We start from the raw sequence: 19,334 nt of genomic DNA, 5'->3' as shown, positions 1-19,334 counted from the left end.
TAAGGTCCAGAAAACTTGATCTGGAGTCCGAGATGGTCGACCGACTGCAATCCCTGCTCGGCCGCTTTGCGGTCAATGCCGAAGTCTTCCATGCCGGCGCGTTGTGCGGCATCAACGACCTGGCCGCCGACGGCGAGCGCGGCCAGCTGCACCTGATCCGCGGCGGCCAGGTCCGGGTCGAGCATGCCGACGGCAGCGTCATCGAGATCACCGAACCCAGCGTGCTGGTCTACCCACGCCCGCTCGCCCACCGCTTCGTCACCGACCCGGATACCGGCGCCGACTTCGCCTGCGCCCACCTCCAGTTCGAAGGCGGCGGCAATAACCCCGTCTCCGCCGCGCTGCCACCGGTGATCTGCCTGCCGTTGTCGGAACTGTACGGTGGTCAGCCGATCCTCTCGGTGCTGTTTGAAGAAGCCTTCGCCCAGCGCTGCGGTCGCCAGGCGCTGCTCGACCGGCTGTTCGAAGTGGTGATGATCCAGATCCTGCGCGCGCTGATGGAAAGCGGCCAGCTGCGCGTCGGCCTGCTCGCCGGCATGGCACACCCGCGCCTTCGCCACGCGCTGGTGGCCATGCACGAAGAACCCGCGCAGGAATGGACGCTCGAATTGCTTGCCCAACGCGCTGGCATGTCGCGCAGCGCGTTTGCCGACAGCTTCCGCGACACCATCGGCAGCACCCCCGGCCACTACCTGCAGGGCTGGCGCACGCGCCTGGTGCAGCAGGCACTGCGCAAGGGCCAACCGCTAAAGCGGATCGCGGTGGATGTCGGCTACGGCAGCGAAGCGGCGCTGTCGCGCGCGTTCAAGTCGCAGACCGGGCAATCGCCGCGGCAGTGGAAGCAGGGCGTGCACACTACCTGACGTTGAGGGGATCATCGCCCTTGCGGTAGGAGTAGCCAACCATTTCCCAACGTCCGCCGTGGCCCGTCGATGGTTCAGTCCAGCGATAGCTCCACGTCTGCGTGGTTCCGTCTGGAAGGGTGTTTTCCACGTTGTACTCTTCGCCCTGTGAACCCTTGTCCGGCAAGCCGCCGGGAGGCGCGGAGGTTTCCGAGCTCGACCGACGTGTACGAGTAAACTTCTTGACCTGCTCAACAGTTACCCGTCCGTTGCGTCCGATTGGGCTTCGGTCGGGAGAATGCGCGGCAACCCAGTCAAGCACCCTGATGCCTTCCGCTTCATGTGCTTCCCACGACTGGTTGACGACAACAATGGTCGGCGACCGGGTGTCCGCATGCGCTGAAGAGGCAGACGTGCCGGCGATGAAAACCGCCAGGGCCGCCGCAGCAAGGGTTGGAATTCCATTCTTCATTGATCAAGGTCCTTTCGTCTACGCGCAACGGAACACCCGCTGCGCGCGCCGCCGTCAGGCGGGCTGCGAGAACCGTAATTCACTGCGTCTTTCAAGCCCAATGCAACGTTTAGATCGGCAGTGCGCTTTGATTCAATGAAACCTATCGTGATGAATGTTCCGTTACACCCGTCACAAGCAGACTCGTCAGATCGTCCATTCGCGATCAGTAGTAAACATGATCGTCAGCCATCGGTCGGTCGATTCCTCGCCCAACGCTTCACCAATCTCGTCGCGCAGCTGGTCCCATTCGACCAGTGGGCGCGGCGGGTCGTTCGCCGGCACCACGAAGAACAGTTCGATCTGATCGCCACGGCCCACCTTGGCCACGTAGCTGCGATGTTCGATGAAGCGGTACTTGGCGACAATTTCACGTGCAACCTCATCTACATGCGCCTGCAGCTCAACCGGAGTGATCAGCAGGATGTCCGACAGTGCCTGCCGCACGGTGCCGAGTGGCGCGACCACGACGAACAGGCACACCACCAGCAGGATGGCCGGGTCGATGTAGGGCACCAGCCACGCCCACTCCGTGCCGCGCAGCAGCCAGCCGCCGACGAAGGCGACCAGGTAGGCGGCCGACATGCTCGCGGCGACGACCCAGTTCTTCGCGTCGAGCGCAATGAACTCCGAACCGATCGAGCGGTTGGCGCGGCGCACGAACAGCGCCAGGCCGCTTTCGATGATGATGGAAATCACCGCGAACACGATGGCAGGCCCCAGCGCGATCTCGCGGCCACCGGACATCAATGCGTCCACCGCATTGACCGCTGCATACAAGGCCGCGCCAATCATCAGTGTGCCGCTGACACCGAGCACGATGGGTTCCAGATGCCAGAAGCCCATGGTGAAGCGCTGGTTCAAGCGGGACTGCAACGCATCCACATTGGTGGACATGCTGATCAACCGAACTACCAACAGCGACAGCCAGGTCATCACCACATCGATCAGGCCATAGATGCCGTCAAAGATGATCAGCGAGGAATTGGCGAACAAGCCGAAGGCGACGGCGATTGCCGCGACACCGAACGAGCCTGCGATTGACAGGCGCAGGACCCCTTGTTCGGTGGTGCTGTCGAAGCTGGAAGGGTGAAAAAGGCTCATGGTGAATTCGGGGAAATCCTAGCGGGATCCGTGACGGCCATTGGAGAGCCAAGGGCGACTTGGGCAGTAGATTGCCCTTCTTTGGTCACGCAATCCAAGGTGAACTTCAATGCTTCCATTGTTCAGGGGAATCTTCGTAGCTGCTTCGTGGGTGGCCGTCACCGCGATCCCGGTTTCGGTTCAAGCGGCATCGGAGATGCCTGAAAACGTCCAGGCCATGTCGTTCAAGGTATCGATAAACGGAAGGGAAGTGATGGCCCCCATTCTGGGGATGCCAACCGCTGGCCGTGCCGAAGTATCGATCGGCGCAAGTGAGAGGGATGGCTATACGCTCGGGGTAAACGTCATGAAAGCGGACCAGTCCACCGAGCTGCTTCCGTTGAAGCTACGGCTGGAGCTATGGAGAGGTTCTTCGCACAACGGCAAGCTGATGCTTGACCGGGTAATGGAGGTGACAGCCCATGACCCGACCAGCGCACCGCGTAGCGTTGAGGCCGTCTACGGCTGGGGAGGAGTCCGCGAGCACATCCAGATTGAGCTTGTCGCATTGGGCACCCGGCGTGCGGGCGATTGGCAAAACCCCTGATTCAAGAGAATTACCGGCCACCGGGCGAGGAATCAACCCGCCTCCGCCAGCACCCGAAGCGTCTCCTTGGGATTCTTCATGATGACGTGGAGCAGGGCACGTGCCGGACCCGTGGGGTCCCGCCGCCCCTGTTCCCAGTTTCGCAGCGTGCCAACGTCCACGTGGATGATGCGCGCGAATTTCTGCTGCGACAGCCCCGTCGCTCGGCGAATCTCGCGCACTTGCACCGGGCTGACATGGAGCTCACGCGACGGTACCTGATTACCCTTCAGGATCTCATCGGCCTCAGCCACGCTTCCCATCAGTTCGGCAAAAAGGGTGTTGTCCATGGCTCACTTCCAGTTCTCAATGATGGATCGGAGTGCGATCTTCTGTTCTGCGGTCAGCGCGTCCTGAACATTCTTTGGGTACACCAGAAGCAGGATGATCCGGGACGAAGGGGCGATGTAGTAGTAGATGACCCTCGCACCGCCACGCTTCCCACGTCCTGGGATTCCCAAGCGAACCTTGCGCAGCCCACCGGTTCCCTCAATTACATCTCGCACCAGCGGCGACGCGGCCAACTCAAGCTGGAACCTGGCGTAGTCGTCGTCAGGCATCAGTCCTTTGATCGCGCGGGTAAAGGTGGGCGTTTCAATGAAGAGCATAACGCACGGTACGCCAATGGCGCACATACGTCATTGACGTACGTTCAGCTTTTGGATGTCGGGCGTGACGTTCAGTCGATCGGTGTAAACTATTGATCGCGCTGGTAAACCCAGCACTTCCCAGCCTGATCCGATACCCATGACCCTGCCTGCCACCCCTGCAGACCGCTACGCCGCTTCCCTGCGCCTTTCCGTCGCCCCCATGATGGATTGGACGGACCGCCATTGCCGCGTGTTCCACCGGCTGCTGGCCCCGGGTGCGCGCCTGTACACGGAAATGGTGCACGCCAACGCCGTGATCCACGGCGACCGCGAGCGCCTGCTGGGCTTCGATGGCAGCGAGCAGCCGCTGGCCCTGCAGCTGGGCGGCAGCGATCCGGCCCTGCTCGCGCAGGCCGCGCAGATCGCCCAGGACTGGGGCTACGACGAGGTCAACCTCAACTGCGGCTGCCCTTCCGATCGGGTCCAGGCCGGCCGCTTCGGCGCCTGCCTGATGCGCGAACCCACCCTGGTGGCCGAGTGCGTGGCGGCCATGGTCGGCGCGGTGGACATCCCGGTCACGGTGAAGTGCCGGTTGGGCGTGGATGAAGATAACGACTACGAAACCTTCGTGAACTTCGTCGATCAATCGGCCAACGCCGGCAGCGCGATGTTCATCGTGCACGCCCGCAATGCGTGGCTGAAGGGCCTGTCGCCGAAGGAAAACCGCGAAGTGCCGCCGCTGCGCTACGACTGGGCGCACCGGCTCAAGGCCGACCGCCCGCAGCTGCAGATCGTGCTCAACGGCGGCCTGGCCACGGTGGAGGCTGCCCAGGCCCAGATGCCCGCGCTGGACGGGGTGATGCTGGGTCGGGCGGCCTATCACGACCCCTATGTGCTGCATCAGCTCGAGGCCGCCCAGACCGGCGCCGCGCTGCAGCCGCGCGAGGCCCTGCTGCGCGCCATGCGCCCCTATATCGAGGCCCAGCTGGCCGGTGGGCTGGCGCTGAAGCACATCACCCGCCACCTGCTGGGCCTGTTCCACGGGCAGCCCGGGGGCCGCGCCTTCCGCCAGGTGCTGAGCGAGGGCGCGCACCGCCCCGGCGCCGATTGGAGCCTGATCGAGCAGGCCCTGACCATCACCCGCAACCAGGCCGAACGCGTCGCAGCGTGAACCGCGTCTCAGACCGCGCTTGACATCGGGCGACAAGTAGCCGTCAATGTTCACCTAGATGAACAAAGCGATGCGGCGGTCAGAAAAGTTCAGACCGGATTCACTGCGTAAAACCAAGAATTTGCAAAAGATTCGTAAAGTGCCGGCCCAGGCTGGCGGCTGCCGATTCACAACTTTTGAACGTTTTGACGCGCTCCGCTAGGATCAGACCTGATGTCATCCGTAACCCGCCACCGCCGTCTTGCCGTTGCCGCCCTGCTGGCGAGCGGTGCCGTTGCTGCCATTGGCAGTGCCGGCGCCCAAGCCCCCCAGCCGGATCCGGCCCGGGCAGAGATGGTGCGGGCCTCGCGTGGTGCCCCGCCGGAACGCTCCCTGTCCGACGCCGTGCGCCGGGTCCAGCGGACCACCGGTGGACACATCCTCGGCGCCGAACGGGTGCCCTTCGATGGCCGGGACATCAACCGGGTGAAATACATGGATGACAGGGGGCGCGTCCGCTACATGGACGATCCGGCCCAGCCGCGTTCACAGCCCCGCACGCCGCGTTCGGATATGTCATCACTACGCGGCGATAACCCCTGAACGGGGATAGTTGTCCGCAGTCATCTGTTAGCCACTGGCCCCAGGCCACACCCAGGACACTAGGGAGAGTTCATGCGTATCCTTCTGGTCGAAGACGAAGCCCCGCTGCGGGAAACCCTTGCAGCCCGGCTCAAGCGCGAAGGCTTTGCCGTCGATGCCGCACAGGACGGTGAGGAAGGTCTGTACATGGGCCGCGAAGTGCCGTTCGACGTCGGCATCATCGATCTGGGTCTGCCCAAGATGTCGGGCATGGAACTGATCAAGGCGCTGCGCGACGAGGGCAAGAAGTTCCCCGTGCTGATCCTTACGGCCCGCTCGAGCTGGCAGGACAAGGTCGAAGGGCTCAAGCAGGGCGCCGACGATTACCTCGTCAAGCCGTTCCACGTCGAAGAGCTGCTGGCACGCGTCAACGCGCTGCTGCGCCGTGCGGCTGGCTGGAGCAAGCCGACGCTCGAATGCGGTCCGGTTGCGCTGGATCTGGCCGCGCAGACCGTCAGCGTTGCCGGCAGCAACGTGGACCTCACCAGCTACGAGTACAAGGTGCTGGAATACCTGATGATGCATGCCGGTGAGCTGGTCTCCAAGGCCGACCTCACTGAACACATCTATCAGCAGGATTTCGACCGCGACTCGAACGTGCTGGAAGTGTTCATCGGCCGCCTGCGCAAGAAGCTGGATCCGGACGGCGAACTCAAGCCGATCGAAACCGTGCGTGGCCGCGGCTACCGCTTCGCGATTCCGCGCAACGAGGGCTGAGCCGTTAGTCCGGCGATGGGATGATGTCAGGCCGTCTGTGGTTCTTTAAACGCTGGCGGCCGCGCTCCCTGCAGGCACGGCAGCTGCTGGCCGCCAGTGTGAGCCTGCTCGCCTTCCTGGCGATTGCAGGCTACGCACTGGATGCCGCGTTCGCCGACACGGCGCGCGCCAACCTGCGCGAGCGCCTGAAAAACTATGCCACCGCCTACGCGGCCGGCATCGACTTCACCCGCGACCGCTCGCTGTACATCCGCGAGCAACCGCCGGATCCCCGCTTTGATGTCCCAGGTAGCGGCCTGTACCTGCAGGTCGTCATGCCCGACGGCAAGGGCAATTCCATGTCCGCCGAAGGCCCGATGCTGCCCACCGTGGGCGGCAAGCTGCTGGCCCCGCGGCAGGAAGTGTTCGAAGGCCCGCTGCCGATGATCCAGATCGACGGCAGCCAGGGCTCGGTGTACCGCTATGGCCTGGGCCTGGTGTGGGATGCCGACGCCGACCCTGCCACCGAATTTCCGTACACCATCTACGTGATGGAAGACTCGCGCGCGCTCGGTGCGCAGCTGCGCGTGTTCCGTGGCCGGGTGTGGTTCTGGATGGGCGGCGCGGGGCTGATCCTGCTGCTGTTGCAGACCGTCATCCTGCAATGGAGCCTGCGCCCGATGCGGCGGGTGATCACCGAGCTGACCAAAGTGCAGCGCGGTGAAACCGAGCGCATGAGCGAACGCCACCCGCGCGAGCTGGAACCGCTCACCGACAGCATCAACGCCTTCATCGAAAGCGAGCGCGAGAACCTCGAGCGCCAGCGCAACACCCTGGCCGACCTGGCGCACAGCCTGAAAACGCCGCTGGCGGTGCTGCGCACGCAGCTCGACAGTGGTGCGGCCGACCAGGACCTGCGCCAGGAATTCGATGTGCAGCTGCGCCGCATGAACAACCTGGTGTCCTACCAGCTGGCGCGCGCGGCATCGTCGGGCCACAAGCTGTTCTCGGCGCCGCTGCCGATCGAGTCCAACGCCGAGGAAATCGTGCGCGGGCTGGAGAAGGTGTACGCCTCCAAGGGCGTGCTGTGCGAATTCGACATCGACGACGGCGCGCGCTTCCATGGCGAGCCGGGCGACCTGCAGGAGCTGCTGGGCAACCTGCTGGAGAACGCCTTCAAGTGGGCCAACCGCCGCGTGCTGCTCACCGCCAAGCCGTTCAGCGCGCCGGGCATGCGTCGCGCCGGTCTGGTGCTGTCGGTGGACGATGATGGCCCGGGCATCGCCCCGGACGACATCGCCAAGGTGCTGCAGCGTGGCGTGCGCGGCGACGAACGCGTGCAGGGCCACGGCATCGGCCTGTCGATCGTGCAGGACCTGATCAAGGACTACCGCGGCGAACTGCAGGTCAAGCGTTCACCGGAACTGGGTGGCGCGCGGTTTGAAGTGAAGTTGCCGCCCGGGCCTTGAATCAACGGCGTACCGACCAACGGTCGGTACCTACCGCTGCGCTGTTTCCGGTAGGTACCGACTGTTAGTCGGTACGGAGCCCAACCGCAGGCGGCGCCCCATAAAACCGCCTCAAATGCCCGGCCACAACCGGCATCTCCGCTTCCAGCACATCCGGCGCCGAGAAGTGATACTCGGTCGCCACCGCAAAGAACTCATCCGGCGCTTCGGCTGCATACGGATCAATCACCGTCTCCACGCCGGCATCGACCTGCGCGCACAGCGCATCGAATGCCTGCTGGAAATCGGCGGCCCACTGCTGTTGCCACGCACGCGGCAGCGGCGGGGTGCCATCGAGCACGCCATCGAGCACATCGATGCGGTGCGCCATCTCATGCACCACCACGCACGCCCCTTCGTGCGGATGCTCCAGTTCGGCCTGCACGTCTTGCCAGGACAGCAGCAGCGGGCCGTTGTGCGACACCTGGCCGATCGCTTCCTCTTCCCATTCGTGCAGCACCCCGTCTTCGTCCATCTCGCTCTGCGGCACGATGAAGCCTTCGGGGTACACCAGCACCTGCGACCAGCCGCGCAATCCCACCTCGCCCAGTTCCAGCAGCGGCAGGCAGCACAGCGCGGCAATCAGCAACGCGTCGTCGTCACCCAGCTGCAGCCCGCCAATGGGGGTAATGGTCTTGTCGTGCAGGAACGCGGCGGACAGTACCCGCAGGCGCTGCACACGTTCGGGCGGCAGGCCGCGCAGCCACGCGGTGCGCTGGCAGGTGCGTTGCCAGGCGGAATCAGGAATCGGGCGCGGTGACGAGCGCAGCCAGCGCAACAACGACTGGATCAGCGGAACATGCCCGGCAGGAAGCTGTGCCATTTCGGCGCACGCAGGCGCGGCAACACATCGTCGTCGCCGCCACCGCCGGTGCTGCCCGGTGCGGTTGCGCTCGGCTTGACCGTGGTCGGAGCGGTGCTGGTCGGCGTGGTCGCCGGGGCCGCACGCTCTTCAGCTGCCGAATACACGCAGCCACCCCGGCCCGAGCTGGTAAGCGCATCGGAAGCGTGCGCGGCCATCGGGGCCAACAGCAGGAGCAGGCAATGGGCGAACGGGCGCATCGTCAACATCCGGAAGGGCGAAGGGGGTCAATCTTCGATTCTAGCCCGATTCACTGTCTCAATTGGAAGCCCCCCGGGCGGGCGCTGTCCGGCGCTTTCCCGCATACTTTTGCCGATCAACCGATGGAAGCTGCCGTGGACGACCGCCAACTGCTGGCCAAACTGGGCGCCGGGCGACTGTCCGGCGACGCGCTGGCCCGCGAGCTGGGCCAGACCCGTGCCGCAATTTGGAAGCGAATTCAAGGGCTTAGAGCGGCAGGCATCGAAATCGATGGCCGCGCCGGCGATGGTTACCAGCTGCAGCAGCACCTGGATCTGCTCGATGCCGAGGCCATTACGGCCCAGCTCCCTCCTGCGCTGAGGCCCCTGCTGGACACCCTTGAGGTGGCCTGGACCGTCGGTTCGACCAATACAGAATTGTTGCGGTGCAGCGCGCCGGAGCGCGGCGCGCGGGTGCTGCTGGCCGAACGCCAGACCGGCGGCCGTGGCCGTCGCGGCCGGGCCTGGGCCTCGCCGCTGGCCGCGCACGTGTACCTGTCGGTGCTGCGCGGCTTCGCGGGCGGGCTGTCGCGGCTGGGCGGGCTGAGCCTGGTCGCGGGCGTGGCCGTGGCCGAAGCGCTGCACGCGCATGGCGTTGCCAACGTAGGCCTGAAGTGGCCCAACGACATCGTGGTGGACGGGCAGAAGCTCGGCGGCCTGTTGGTCGAAGGCGGCGGCGAGTTCGCCGGCCCCGCGCGCGCGGTGATCGGGCTGGGCATCAACGTGCGCATGCCGGCCGCGTTCGCTGCCGGGATCACCCAGCCGTGGACCGACTTGGCCACGCTGCTGGGCAACGACATCGAACGCAACGCGGTGGTGGCCTGGCTGCTGGCGGCGCTGCTGCCGGCACTGGAAGCCTTCGAGCGCGACGGCCTGGCCCCGTTCCTGCCACGCTATGCCGCGCTGGACAGCCTGGCCGGACGCACGGTGCGGGTGGACGATGGTGGCGTGATGCATGAAGGGCAGGCGCTGGGGTTGGCCGACGATGGCGCGCTGCGGGTGCGTATCGACGGCAGCGAGCGGGTGTTCCATGCCGGGGAAGTCAGCGTGAGGGCGCAATGAGCGATTGGTTGTTCGACCTGGGGAATTCGCGGTTCAAGTTCGCACCGCTGCAGGGCATCCGCGCGGGCGATGTGCAGGCCTGGCCGCATGGCGCCGAAGCGATGCCGGCCGATGCGCTGGCGCAGCTGCCCAGCGGCGACACCGCCTACGTGGCCAGCGTGGCCGCCGCGGCTCTCACCACCAGCATGCTCGAGGTGCTGCGCGCTCGTTTTACCCACGTTCGCGTGGCAACCACCGAAGCCAGCTGCGCCGGCGTGCGCATCGCCTATGCCGATCCGTCGAAGTTCGGGGTGGACCGTTATCTGGCGCTGATCGCCGCCGCCGAACGGCACGAAGCCGTGGTCGTGGCCGGTGTCGGCACCGCGCTCACCATCGACCTGCTTGATGCCGATGGCCAGCATCACGGCGGCCGCATCGCTGCCTCGCCGACCACCATGCGCGAAGCCTTGCATGCACGCGCGGTGCAGCTGCCGGCGCAGGGTGGCGACTACAGCGAGTTCGCCAACGACACCGCCGACGCCCTCGCGTCGGGCTGCGACGGCGCAGCCGTCGCGCTGATCGAACGCAGCCGCGTGCAGGCCGCCGCTGTGTTGGGCAGGGTGCCGGCGTTGCTGGTGCACGGCGGTGGCGCACCGGCGCTGATGCCGTTGCTGGCCGATGCACAGTTCCAGCCGGCGCTGGTGCTCGATGGTCTCGCGCGCTGGGCGGTGCACCAGCCACCGGCGTCGCGGTAGGATCGCGGCATGCTTACCCGTGCCCTGATCGTCGTACTGGCCATCCTCAACGTAGGCGTTGCGCTGTGGTGGATGCTGCGCGGCGAACCCGCGGCGGCGCCGCCCGCCACGCCTACCGGCGTAGCCCAGCTGCAGCTGCTCGACAGCCCCAGTGCACCGGCAGCGGCCGCACCCGCACCGGGCGCCGCAAGCGCGCAGCCCGCTGCCACCACCACGGCACTGACAGACACTACCCCGGCACCGCCCAAGCCCACCGCGCCAGCCACTCCGGAACCGGCCGCACCCAACCCCGCGCCGACGACGGCTTCGGTGGCGCCGGCCGTTGGCCGGCCCACGGAAACGCCGCCGGCCCCCACACCCCCCGGCCCCCTCCAATGCATCAGCCTCGGCCCCTTCGCCGATCGCGACACCGCCATGGCCGCCCAGGGCAAGGCCGGCGAACTCGTTCAGCGTTCGCGCCTGCGTGAAGTCCCCAAACCCGGCGCCAGCAGCACCTACCGGGTGATGATGCCGGCGGCCGCCAGCCGCGAAGAGGCCCAGGCCACGGTCAAACGCATTGCCGCCGCGGGCATCAGCGATTACTACATCATGGCCCAGGGCGAAGACGCCAACGCCATCGCCCTGGGCCAGTACCGCAACCGCGAAGGCGCCGAGCGCCGCCTGGCCGCCCTGAGCGCGGCCGGCTTCAGCGCCCGCCTGGTCGGCGGCAGTGAAGGCAGCGCGCAGTGGTGGGTGGATGCGGCCCTGGCCGACAAGGCCAGCCCGGGCGCAGCCCGCCAGCGCAGTGGCGCGGCCCAGCAACGCTCGCTGGAATGCGCGGGCTTGCGCTAGAATCGCCCTCCGCGCCGGCAATGCCGTCGCCGTGCCTTTGCCGGCATAGCTCAGTTGGTAGAGCAACCGCCTTGTAAGCGGTAGGTCCCCAGTTCGAATCCGGGTGTCGGCACCATTTTCCTCCAGCGCCATAGATGCTCCCTGTGGAAACGGGTCATCTGTCCGCCAACGTTCAATTGGCGTGTTGCGGCGCCGTCACCGAGACTCTTCTGCTCATCTTTCAGTTCGCCAAGGGCGAGCCAAGGGAGCAGCATGTACTTCATGTATGTGGACGAGAGCGGTGATGCAGGCATGGTGAACTCACCCAGCCGATATTTCGTTCTTTCCGGGTTGGTGGTTCACGAGCGGGATTGGCGTCTGTCGCTGGACGCGCTGGTCGCTTTCCGGCTTCGTATCAGGGATCACTTCGAACTTAAGCTGAGGGAAGAAGTCCATGCCGCCCAGTTTGTGCGCGGATCAGAGGAGCTGTCTCGCATTGCCAAGCATGACCGCTTGGCCATACTCCGTCACTTTGCGGATGAGTTGGCGCGATTGCCGGATGCGAACCTGATCAACGTGGTTGTAGATAAGCAGGGAAAAAGCGCTGGTTACGACCCCTTCGAAAAGGCTTGGCAGGCCTTGATCCAGCGATTCGAAAACACAATCGCCTTCCGGAACTTTCGCGGGACCGCCGGCCAGGAAGAGCGCGGCATGATCTTTGCCGATGGCGAGCCACAGAAGAAGCTCACGCAGTTGCTCCGCAGGATGCGCCACCACAACCCAGTGCCAAGTCAGCTCGGGGGGTACCGGTCATTACAGCTGAGGCGCATCCTGGAAGATCCGGTCTATCGGGATTCCCGGCACTCGTTGCTGATCCAGTCTGCGGACCTCTGTGCATTTCTGCTTTACCAACGGCTCGTACCAAATGGGTACATGCGAAGAAAAGGTGGCAGCCACTACTTCGATCGCCTGTCGCCGATGCTATGTAGAGCGGCCAGTACACAGGACCCTGAAGGGATTGTCCGGCTGTAGAAAGAAAAAGGGCACCTTTCGGTGCCCGGGTAGATCCTACTGGGTGGACGAGCCACCGGTCAGATCTGATCCCAAAGTAACACAGTTCTCGCAAACTGGTGCTGCAAAGAAATCAATGGCTTAAGCGATTTCGATAGGCAGGAGCATTGGTCAGTTCGTCTCGGCGTACCGATACGACAGCAGCGATTTCACCAGGAACGTCACCTGCGTGGCCGAACGCGCGTCTACGCGCATCACCGGCAGACGGTGGCCTGCGTCGAACAGCGCATTGCGGAATTCCGGAATCAACAGCGCCGGGTACTCATCGGTACGCGTCACGCCCACCGCCAGGCTCGCTTCCGGTGCGATGCGCGAGAACTCCTGCAGCAGCTCCACCGTGGAAGCAACCGGCTCCGGATGCCCGGCGCTCACCAGCACGATCACGCCCAGTGCGCCTTCGCACACCATCGGCCACATGAAGTCCAGGTAGCGCTGGCCCGGTACGCCGTACACGTGCAGCAACTCGCCGTCGTCCAGTTCAATGGAGCTGTAATCGAGCGCGACGGTGGTTTCCACCTTGTCGCCCATCGCGTCTTCGCTCATCGGCATCTCGGTGCTCACCGGCTCCACGTCGGAGATCGCACGCACTGCGGTGGTCTTGCCGGCGCCCATGCTGCCCACGAACACCAGCTTGTTGGCGGGCAGGCTCATGACGTGCTCCCCTGGAACAGATTCAGGCCGAAGCGGCGCGCCACCCACGAGAAGAAGCGCGAATCACCGGGCTGACGGCGGCGGGAAGTTGGGGGCACGGCAGGCTCCTGGGTCAGGGCGAGGCCACTGGCTACAGCAGCACAGAAGAGGGATTGCACCGTGTTGCGCGGCATCTGGCAAGCCGCCGCCAATGCATTGGGCTGCCACGGGCGGGCATGCAGGCAGGCAATGGCCAGCAGCCACGTGCTGGGCACATCATCCGGGTTGAGGTCCGGCCAATGGCGCAGCTTCATCGGTGCATGCTCGGCAGGCGCTGGCAGCAGCAGGGGGCGATGGCGGGCGATGCAGAAATACAGCGCCTCGAACGAGTAGCGCTGCGGCAACCGGTATGCGTACTGGTGTTCGAACGTCGGCGCATCGATCACGCTGCCCGACCAGGCCACGTCATCCAGTTGTGCCACCAGCTCCGACAGCGTCGTGGTTGGCGGCAGCGCGATGCTGCGCGTGGCGGTGTCCACCAGTACGGTGATCGCGCCCCGCTGCAGCAGGTGCAGGTTCGAACCGGTGGACGAAGCCAACTGCAGCAGCAGCGGCACACCGTCGGCGGGCCGGTCCAAGCTCGGCGTGGCCTGCAGCAGGCTGGACAACTGTTCGTTGATGTCGCGTACGGTGGCGCCATGCGGCAGCCGGCCCGGGGCCGGATCGGCATAACGGCGCGCGATCGACAGCGTGGGTACGTTGGCCGCATGCGCCTCGCTGAGCGCGCGCGCGGCATCGGCGTGATCCAGGCCGATGACCAGCAGGTCGCAGGCATCACCGGACCACGGCTGCAGCACCACCTCCATGCGCTCGGCGAGCAGCATCGAACTGGCCAGTTTCAGGCGTGTGTGATGCAGCACGTCCAGCCCGATGGCGGCAATGCGGAAAGAACGGGTGGGGGTATTCATGGGGGTGTACCGCGCAACCGAAGCGACCACCGCGCCGCACCCGGTCAGGGGCGCGGCGCGGCGGCAGTGCCTGCGATCAGCTGAAGTCCAGGGTCTTCTCGAAGGCCTTCAGTTCATGGCGCGACATGGCCAGGTTGGCCTTGCTGCGGTCCATCACCACGTACAGGAACAGCAGCGGGTTGCTTTCCAGCGGGCGGATCAGGTGGTACTGCGTGGTCAGCGTGATCAGCAGGTCTTCCAGGGTGTCCGACAGGCCCAGCTGCTCGGCCACGCGGCGCTTGGCACGCACCACTTCGGTGTTGCCGGCAGCCGCCAGTTCCAGGTTGATGTTGCCGCCGCCGACCATGGCCAGGGCCATGCCGCTGTCACCGTCGACCAGCGCGGCGCCGACGAAACCGGCGAGCGAATTGAGCTTTTCCAGATTGAGATTGGGCACGTAAATCCTTTTTACTTCAGGCAGTGGGAGAGGCAGGCGAATGCCTGCCGGAAGGGCACAACAAAACCGAAGGGTGCTCAGGCCGCGCGCGGGCGCAGCACGGAATCGAGGCGGGAGGCGCATTCGCGCGCGTGGAACAGCAGCACGGCCATGTTGACCTCGTGGCCGGCCACGGCGGTGAGGGTCAGCGGCTTGTCGGCCTGGATGCGGATCAGCACCACGTTGCCGAGCTTGGTGCAGATGGTGGCGTAATCCGCTTCGCTCAGCGCCAGCTCGCGCGAGACGGTCTCGCCAAGGGTCAGGAACGAATTGGCCATGGCGGCCAGGCGGCGGCCATCCACGCCCAGCGCGGAATCTTCGGCCACGGCGCGGCCGTCGGCGGTGGACAGCATCAGCAGGCTCAGCCCGCGCTCGCGTTCGCGCGCATGCTGGAAGGCCTGTTCAATGGCGGCGGTGTCATACAACTGCCGGGCCGGCTGGCTCTCGCCACTGGCATTGCGGACGATCTGGTGGATGCTGCTGCGCTGCACGTACTGCCCCCTGAAACACGACAAAACACAGACCAACCCTGCGCGGATTAGTCAATCAGTACTGCGAAGAAGTGTGAAATGTAGCACGTAATTTTTGCCTTCACGGCCAACGTAAGATGAACCGCAGTGTTCCTTTCGTGTGTGTCAAAGCATTGACACATAAGGCTTTCGCGCTGGGTCCGGATGCGACGTGGCGGGTCAGTCCGCGCCGCCAGCGGTCAGCGCTTTGGCGCCTGCTGCTGCGACGCCGCGAGTGGTTTGGCCACCGGATCACTAGACTGGTGGGATTTTCCGTGTGTGTGGAGTCAGCATGAGTAATCGTCAACCTGCGGTGTCCCTGATCGGCGTACCCACGGATATCGGAGCCGGTGCCCGGGGTGCCGGACTGGGGCCGGAGGCGCTGCGCATCGCCGGCCTGGGCGAGGCCCTGGCCGCACGTGGCGTGGACGTGCGCGACTGCGGCAACCTGGATGGCCCGCGCAACCCGTGGACGCCGCCGGAGCAGGGCTACCGCCACCTGGATGAAGTGGTGGAATGGAACCGCGTGCTGATGGACGCCACCTATGCCGAACTGCAGGACGGCCGCCTGCCGATCATGCTGGGTGGCGACCACTGCCTGGGCATCGGCTCGATCACCGCCGTGGCGCGCTGGTGCCGCGAACAGGGCCGTGACCTGCGCGTGCTGTGGCTGGATGCGCATTCGGACTTCAACACCAGCGAGGTCACCCCGTCGGGCAACGTGCACGGCATGCCGGTGGCCTGCCTGTGCGGGCTGGGTCCGGACGCGCTGACCAGGCTGGGCGGTGATTCCCCGGCGATCTGCCCGCAGCAGGTGCGCCAGATCGGCATCCGTTCGGTTGACCAGGAAGAGAAGCGCCTGATCAAGCAGCACAAGGTCGATGTGTACGACATGCGCTACATCGACGAGGCCGGCATGAAGCGCGCGGTGGAAGCGGCGCTGGAAGGCATCGACGGCAACACCCATCTGCACGTGAGCTTCGACGTGGACTTCCTCGACCCCAGCATTGCCCCGGGCGTGGGCACCACCGTGCCGGGCGGGGTGAACTACCGCGAAGCCCAGCTGGTGATGGAAATGATCGCCGACACCGGGCGCATGGGTTCGCTGGACATCGTCGAACTCAACCCGTTGCTGGACAACCGCAACGCCACCGCAGTGCTGGCCGTGGACCTGGTGGAGAGCCTGTTCGGCAAGTCCACGCTGATGCGCGACTGAGCGGTAGCGGGGTTTCCCGGCGCGTGGCTGAACGGCCACGCGCCGCGTTCACATCGATTGCACGCGCCAGACCCCAGATTGCATCTCACGCGGGGGCAGTGCCGGGAACGGCGCCGACACCTCCGCGATCTGCAAGAGGCAGGTGGGGCCGTATTTCGGTAGTGACGTTGAATTAATCAGGAGAACCCTATGAAGCGTGTAATTGCACTGATGCTGTTGTCGATGGTCTCGCTGGCCATGCTCTCCGGCTGCAACACCGTTGCCGGTGCCGGCAAGGATGTGCAGAAGGCAGGCGAGTCGGTGGAAGACGCCGCCAAGGGCAACTGATCCAACGTTGCGGGCCGGCGACTTGCGGCCCGCATTGGACGAAGAAACGCCGGGAGTTTCCCGGCGTTTTTTTATGTGTGCGATTGCTGCCTGCCCTCCATTCAATGACGTGAGCACGCACTTCATCCACGCTTGACCGTCGGCGAACACATGGTATTGCAATCTGTTTCCACGGCGATGTTGCCGTTGAAGACGAGGACGCGAACCCATGAACAAAGACATCATTTCCGGCAAGTGGACGCAGCTCAAGGGCAAGGCGCAGGCAAAGTGGGGCGACCTGACCGATGACGACTTCAAGGTGGCCGAAGGCAACGCCGAATATCTGGCAGGCCGGCTGCAGGAACGCTATGGCTGGGCGCGCGACCGCGCTGAAACCGAGGTCAAGGACTTCGAAGCCGCCATGCGCAAGGATTATCCGGACTTTCACTGACACCCCAGCGGTGGCAGGGCGGCCATAGGGTCGCAACGAGGGTATGAAACCGGAACGGGCCGCACTGCGGCCCGTTTTTCTTACTTGGGTGGATCAGGCACGAAGCCCGCCGGAAACGCCTGCGGTGCACGCTCGCCGCGCGGGTAACGCGCCGGAATGATGCCGCGCGCCACCAGGTTGCGCTCGCTGTCGTAACGCAGGTCCAGGCGCTGGGCCGGCCACCGGCTGGCGCGTTCGAAGGTGGTGCTGCCCGAGTACGACGCTTCGCGCTCGCCATGGCCGGTGCCCAGCGCGGGTGCCGGGGAGGGCGCACGGATCCTCGAACCGGTGGTCTCCACCGACGACAGCGCGCGGTCGGCCGCTTCGGCTGCTGCCTGCGGCTGTGCCTTGTTCTGCGCGCGCGCCACCGGTGGTGCGCGCGGGGGCAGCGGCACGTAACGCGGCGCTTCGTTGAACACCGCAATGCCGATCACCCCGATGTTGTCCGGCCGGTCGGTGCGGTCGGCATAGCTGTTGCCCGGGTCGGTAAACACGAACTGCGCCACTTCCCGGCGCGATTTGCGCCAGCCGGTAATGTCCGCGCTCTGCCACGGGTCCAGCACGTAACCGGTCTGGTCCGGTGCGGCCACCTCGCCGGTTATCACGTTGAGGCCATCCACCGACAGCACCACCAGCACCCGCTCGGGGCTGTTGTTGCGCAGGCGCACCGCATAGGGCTGGCCTTGGCGGCCGGCCACCCAATACTGGCCCCGGTGCAGGTAGGCGGGCAGTTCCAGGCGCTGGTCGCGCTCGATCAGGCTCAGTGTGACCGGGCCGGTATCGGCACGGGGCGGGACCGCCGGCTTGAAGCCACACAGGGCCAGCACGGCAAGCAGGGGCAGGGTCAGGCGTTTCATGGCGGGGCCTTCGCGGTTGGGTAATCCGTTGAACGCGCCAGGCCGGGCAACGGGGTTGCGCGCGGGCAGGTAAACTGGGGGCGTTCAACTGTCCGTAATGATTCCCACATGACCACCCGCGTTCTTACCGGCATCACCCCCTCCGGCACGCCCCACCTGGGCAACTATGTCGGCGCCATCCGCCCAGCCATCACGGCCAGCGCAGCGCCCGGCATCGAGAGCTTCTTCTTCCTGGCCGACCTGCATAGCCTGATCAAGGCGCAGGAACCGGAGAGGACACAGCGCTCGACCCTGGAGATCGCCGCCAGCTGGCTGGCCTGTGGGCTGGACCCGGACAAGGTCTGGTTCTACCGGCAGAGCGACATTCCCGAAACCACCGAACTGATGTGGTTCCTGACCGTCATCGCCAGCAAGGGCATCCTCAACCGCGCCCATGCCTACAAGGCGGCGGTGGACAAGAACCGCGAAGAACAGCTGGATGAGGACGCCGGCATCAGCGCCGGGTTGTTCATGTACCCGGTGCTGATGGCCGCCGACATCCTGATCTTCAAGGCCAACCGCGTGCCGGTGGGCCGCGACCAGATCCAGCACATCGAAATGGCGCGCGATTTCGCCCAGCGCTTCAACCACGTGTACGGCAAGGAGTACTTCCCGCTGCCCGACGTGGTGATCGACGAGCAGGTGGCCACCCTGGCCGGCCTGGACGGCCGCAAGATGAGCAAGAGCTACCACAACACCATTCCGCTGTTCGCCCCGCGCGCGGAGCTGAAGAAGCTGGTGTTCTCGATCCTTACCGATTCGCGTGCCCCGGGCGAGCCCAAGAGCACCGAAGGTTCGGCGCTGTTCCAGATGTACCAGGCCTTCGCCAGCCCGGAACAGACCGCCGCGTTCGCGCAGGCGTTTGCCGACGGTATCAGCTGGGGCGATGCCAAGCAGCAGCTGTTCGAGCGCATCGATGCCGAACTGACCCCGCTGCGCGAGCGCTATGACGCGCTGATGGCCGAGCCGGAGAAGATCGAAGCGCTGCTGCGCCGTCGCGGCCAGCAGCTGCGCGAGCAGTACGCCATTCCGCTGCTGAAGGAGCTGCGCCACGCGGTGGGCCTGCGCGACCTGTCCACGGCCGGCGACATCGCCGCCGAAGACGGTGGCGTGGCGCGCGCTGCGCCGCCGCTGTTCAAGCAGTACCGCGAAAAGGATGGCCGTTTCTACTTCAAGCTGCAGGCCGGTGACGGCACGCTGCTGATCCAGAGCGAAGGCTTCGATTCGCCGCGCGATGCCGGCCAGCTGATCGGCGTGCTCAAGCAGACCGAGCATGGAGATGGCCTGCAGAGCGTGCTGTTCAAGCTGGAAGCGGAAGTGGATGTGGTGCTGGCGGCATTGCAGGAGCTGCGCGGGTAGCCACCGACCGTTGGTCGGTGGACACGTAGACAAAGGAAA

The 19,334-nt window shown here is 65.4% G+C and carries 25 protein-coding genes and 1 tRNA gene; 15 read left to right on the top strand and 11 right to left on the bottom strand.

The window, feature by feature from the left end:
- The first annotated feature begins 32 nt into the window (after positions 1–32).
- Positions 33–863, top strand: a complete 831-nt coding sequence (locus V9K91_RS17840) for an AraC family transcriptional regulator (protein ID WP_095362570.1) — start codon at positions 33–35, stop codon at positions 861–863.
- Here the strand turns inward: V9K91_RS17840 and V9K91_RS17835 are convergent.
- Together V9K91_RS17835 and V9K91_RS17830 are read right to left on the bottom strand one after the other, a co-directional pair.
- A complete protein-coding gene (locus tag V9K91_RS17835; protein WP_336443669.1) occupies positions 856–1,314 on the bottom strand; it encodes a hypothetical protein in 459 nt (152 codons plus the stop codon). The two genes, V9K91_RS17840 and V9K91_RS17835, sit on opposite strands and share 8 nt — an antisense overlap.
- A gap of 186 nt (positions 1,315–1,500) precedes the next feature.
- The gene (locus tag V9K91_RS17830) at positions 1,501–2,457 is read right to left on the bottom strand and encodes a cation transporter (RefSeq protein WP_249833543.1); all 957 of its coding nucleotides are present in this window, start codon (positions 2,455–2,457) and stop codon (positions 1,501–1,503) included.
- Positions 2,458–2,566: 109 nt separating this feature from the next.
- Here V9K91_RS17830 and V9K91_RS17825 point away from each other — a divergent pair, with 109 nt between their 5' ends.
- Complete coding sequence (locus V9K91_RS17825; RefSeq protein WP_095362572.1) at positions 2,567–3,043, top strand: hypothetical protein; 477 nt, start codon at positions 2,567–2,569, stop codon at positions 3,041–3,043.
- A 32-nt stretch (positions 3,044–3,075) separates the two neighbouring features.
- Here the strand turns inward: V9K91_RS17825 and V9K91_RS17820 are convergent, their stop codons facing one another.
- On the bottom strand, positions 3,076–3,372 hold the full coding sequence (locus V9K91_RS17820) for a helix-turn-helix domain-containing protein (protein WP_068848524.1): 297 nt from the start codon (positions 3,370–3,372) through the stop codon (positions 3,076–3,078).
- Between the two features lie 3 nt (positions 3,373–3,375).
- A complete protein-coding gene (locus tag V9K91_RS17815; protein ID WP_336443670.1) occupies positions 3,376–3,690 on the bottom strand; it encodes a hypothetical protein in 315 nt (104 codons plus the stop codon).
- Positions 3,691–3,829: 139 nt separating this feature from the next.
- Here V9K91_RS17815 and dusA point away from each other — a divergent pair, with 139 nt between their 5' ends.
- From dusA to V9K91_RS17795, 4 genes are all read left to right on the top strand, one after another.
- Entirely contained in the window at positions 3,830–4,843 is a 1,014-nt protein-coding gene (dusA, locus tag V9K91_RS17810; protein ID WP_095362573.1) for a tRNA dihydrouridine(20/20a) synthase DusA, read from the top strand.
- Positions 4,844–5,056: 213 nt separating this feature from the next.
- The gene (locus tag V9K91_RS17805) at positions 5,057–5,425 is read left to right on the top strand and encodes a hypothetical protein (protein WP_083214038.1); all 369 of its coding nucleotides are present in this window, start codon (positions 5,057–5,059) and stop codon (positions 5,423–5,425) included.
- A 72-nt stretch (positions 5,426–5,497) separates the two neighbouring features.
- Positions 5,498–6,181 (top strand): response regulator transcription factor, encoded by a 684-nt coding sequence (locus V9K91_RS17800; RefSeq protein WP_004136763.1) that lies wholly within the window; start codon positions 5,498–5,500, stop codon positions 6,179–6,181.
- A 23-nt stretch (positions 6,182–6,204) separates the two neighbouring features.
- On the top strand, positions 6,205–7,629 hold the full coding sequence (locus V9K91_RS17795; protein WP_068854505.1) for a sensor histidine kinase: 1,425 nt from the start codon (positions 6,205–6,207) through the stop codon (positions 7,627–7,629).
- Positions 7,630–7,693: 64 nt separating this feature from the next.
- On the opposite strand, the gene V9K91_RS17790 is transcribed toward V9K91_RS17795, so the two are convergent.
- Both V9K91_RS17790 and V9K91_RS17785 read right to left on the bottom strand, forming a co-directional pair.
- Complete coding sequence (locus V9K91_RS17790; protein ID WP_095362574.1) at positions 7,694–8,491, bottom strand: M90 family metallopeptidase; 798 nt, start codon at positions 8,489–8,491, stop codon at positions 7,694–7,696.
- Positions 8,458–8,730, bottom strand: coding sequence for a hypothetical protein (locus V9K91_RS17785; RefSeq protein WP_068848566.1), 273 nt, complete (start codon positions 8,728–8,730; stop codon positions 8,458–8,460). Before V9K91_RS17785 ends, V9K91_RS17790 begins: the two co-directional genes overlap by 34 nt.
- Before the next feature lie 135 nt (positions 8,731–8,865).
- On the opposite strand from V9K91_RS17785, the gene birA reads away from it, so the two are divergent.
- The 5 genes from birA to V9K91_RS17760 all read left to right on the top strand — a co-directional run bounded on the left by birA (position 8,866) and on the right by V9K91_RS17760 (position 12,407).
- The gene (gene birA / locus V9K91_RS17780; protein WP_095362650.1) at positions 8,866–9,831 is read left to right on the top strand and encodes a bifunctional biotin--[acetyl-CoA-carboxylase] ligase/biotin operon repressor BirA; all 966 of its coding nucleotides are present in this window, start codon (positions 8,866–8,868) and stop codon (positions 9,829–9,831) included.
- A complete protein-coding gene (locus V9K91_RS17775; RefSeq protein ID WP_093535042.1) occupies positions 9,828–10,565 on the top strand; it encodes a type III pantothenate kinase in 738 nt (245 codons plus the stop codon). Before birA ends, V9K91_RS17775 begins: the two co-directional genes overlap by 4 nt.
- A gap of 9 nt (positions 10,566–10,574) precedes the next feature.
- Entirely contained in the window at positions 10,575–11,396 is an 822-nt protein-coding gene (locus V9K91_RS17770) for an SPOR domain-containing protein (RefSeq protein ID WP_095362575.1), read from the top strand.
- Positions 11,397–11,435: 39 nt separating this feature from the next.
- Positions 11,436–11,511: transfer RNA gene (locus V9K91_RS17765), tRNA-Thr, on the top strand.
- Between the two features lie 137 nt (positions 11,512–11,648).
- Positions 11,649–12,407, top strand: coding sequence for a DUF3800 domain-containing protein (locus V9K91_RS17760; protein ID WP_095362576.1), 759 nt, complete (start codon positions 11,649–11,651; stop codon positions 12,405–12,407).
- Between the two features lie 150 nt (positions 12,408–12,557).
- Here the strand turns inward: V9K91_RS17760 and V9K91_RS17755 are convergent, their stop codons facing one another.
- The 4 genes from V9K91_RS17755 to V9K91_RS17740 all read right to left on the bottom strand — a co-directional run bounded on the left by V9K91_RS17755 (position 12,558) and on the right by V9K91_RS17740 (position 15,010).
- Entirely contained in the window at positions 12,558–13,097 is a 540-nt protein-coding gene (locus V9K91_RS17755; RefSeq protein WP_068848575.1) for an ATP/GTP-binding protein, read from the bottom strand.
- Entirely contained in the window at positions 13,094–14,044 is a 951-nt protein-coding gene (locus tag V9K91_RS17750) for a hypothetical protein (protein WP_093535038.1), read from the bottom strand. Before V9K91_RS17750 ends, V9K91_RS17755 begins: the two co-directional genes overlap by 4 nt.
- Before the next feature lie 76 nt (positions 14,045–14,120).
- Entirely contained in the window at positions 14,121–14,480 is a 360-nt protein-coding gene (locus V9K91_RS17745) for a hypothetical protein (protein ID WP_068848577.1), read from the bottom strand.
- Positions 14,481–14,557: 77 nt separating this feature from the next.
- A complete protein-coding gene (locus V9K91_RS17740) occupies positions 14,558–15,010 on the bottom strand; it encodes a roadblock/LC7 domain-containing protein (protein ID WP_336443671.1) in 453 nt (150 codons plus the stop codon).
- Positions 15,011–15,320: 310 nt separating this feature from the next.
- Between V9K91_RS17740 and rocF the strand changes: the two genes are divergently transcribed.
- The 3 genes from rocF (at position 15,321) to V9K91_RS17725 (ending at position 17,001) form a co-directional block, all read left to right on the top strand.
- Positions 15,321–16,244 carry an arginase gene (gene rocF, locus V9K91_RS17735; RefSeq protein ID WP_095362577.1) on the top strand — a complete coding sequence of 308 codons (924 nt, stop codon included), beginning with the start codon at positions 15,321–15,323 and terminating at the stop codon, positions 16,242–16,244.
- Between the two features lie 189 nt (positions 16,245–16,433).
- Entirely contained in the window at positions 16,434–16,571 is a 138-nt protein-coding gene (locus V9K91_RS17730; RefSeq protein WP_095362578.1) for an entericidin A/B family lipoprotein, read from the top strand.
- A 208-nt stretch (positions 16,572–16,779) separates the two neighbouring features.
- Entirely contained in the window at positions 16,780–17,001 is a 222-nt protein-coding gene (locus V9K91_RS17725; protein ID WP_095362579.1) for a CsbD family protein, read from the top strand.
- A gap of 80 nt (positions 17,002–17,081) precedes the next feature.
- Here V9K91_RS17725 and V9K91_RS17720 read toward each other — a convergent pair whose 3' ends face one another.
- On the bottom strand, positions 17,082–17,897 hold the full coding sequence (locus V9K91_RS17720; protein ID WP_095362580.1) for a hypothetical protein: 816 nt from the start codon (positions 17,895–17,897) through the stop codon (positions 17,082–17,084).
- 108 nt (positions 17,898–18,005) lie between these two features.
- Here V9K91_RS17720 and V9K91_RS17715 point away from each other — a divergent pair, with 108 nt between their 5' ends.
- The gene (locus V9K91_RS17715; RefSeq protein WP_095362581.1) at positions 18,006–19,295 is read left to right on the top strand and encodes a tryptophan--tRNA ligase; all 1,290 of its coding nucleotides are present in this window, start codon (positions 18,006–18,008) and stop codon (positions 19,293–19,295) included.
- The last annotated feature ends 39 nt before the right edge of the window (positions 19,296–19,334 follow it).

Origin of the sequence: Stenotrophomonas sp. CCNWLW57 (genome assembly GCF_037203925.1) — a bacterium.
GTDB lineage: Bacteria > Pseudomonadota > Gammaproteobacteria > Xanthomonadales > Xanthomonadaceae > Stenotrophomonas > Stenotrophomonas rhizophila_A.
The sequence above is the reverse complement of the archived record's forward strand: the minus strand, read 5'-3'. Positions and strand labels throughout refer to the sequence as shown.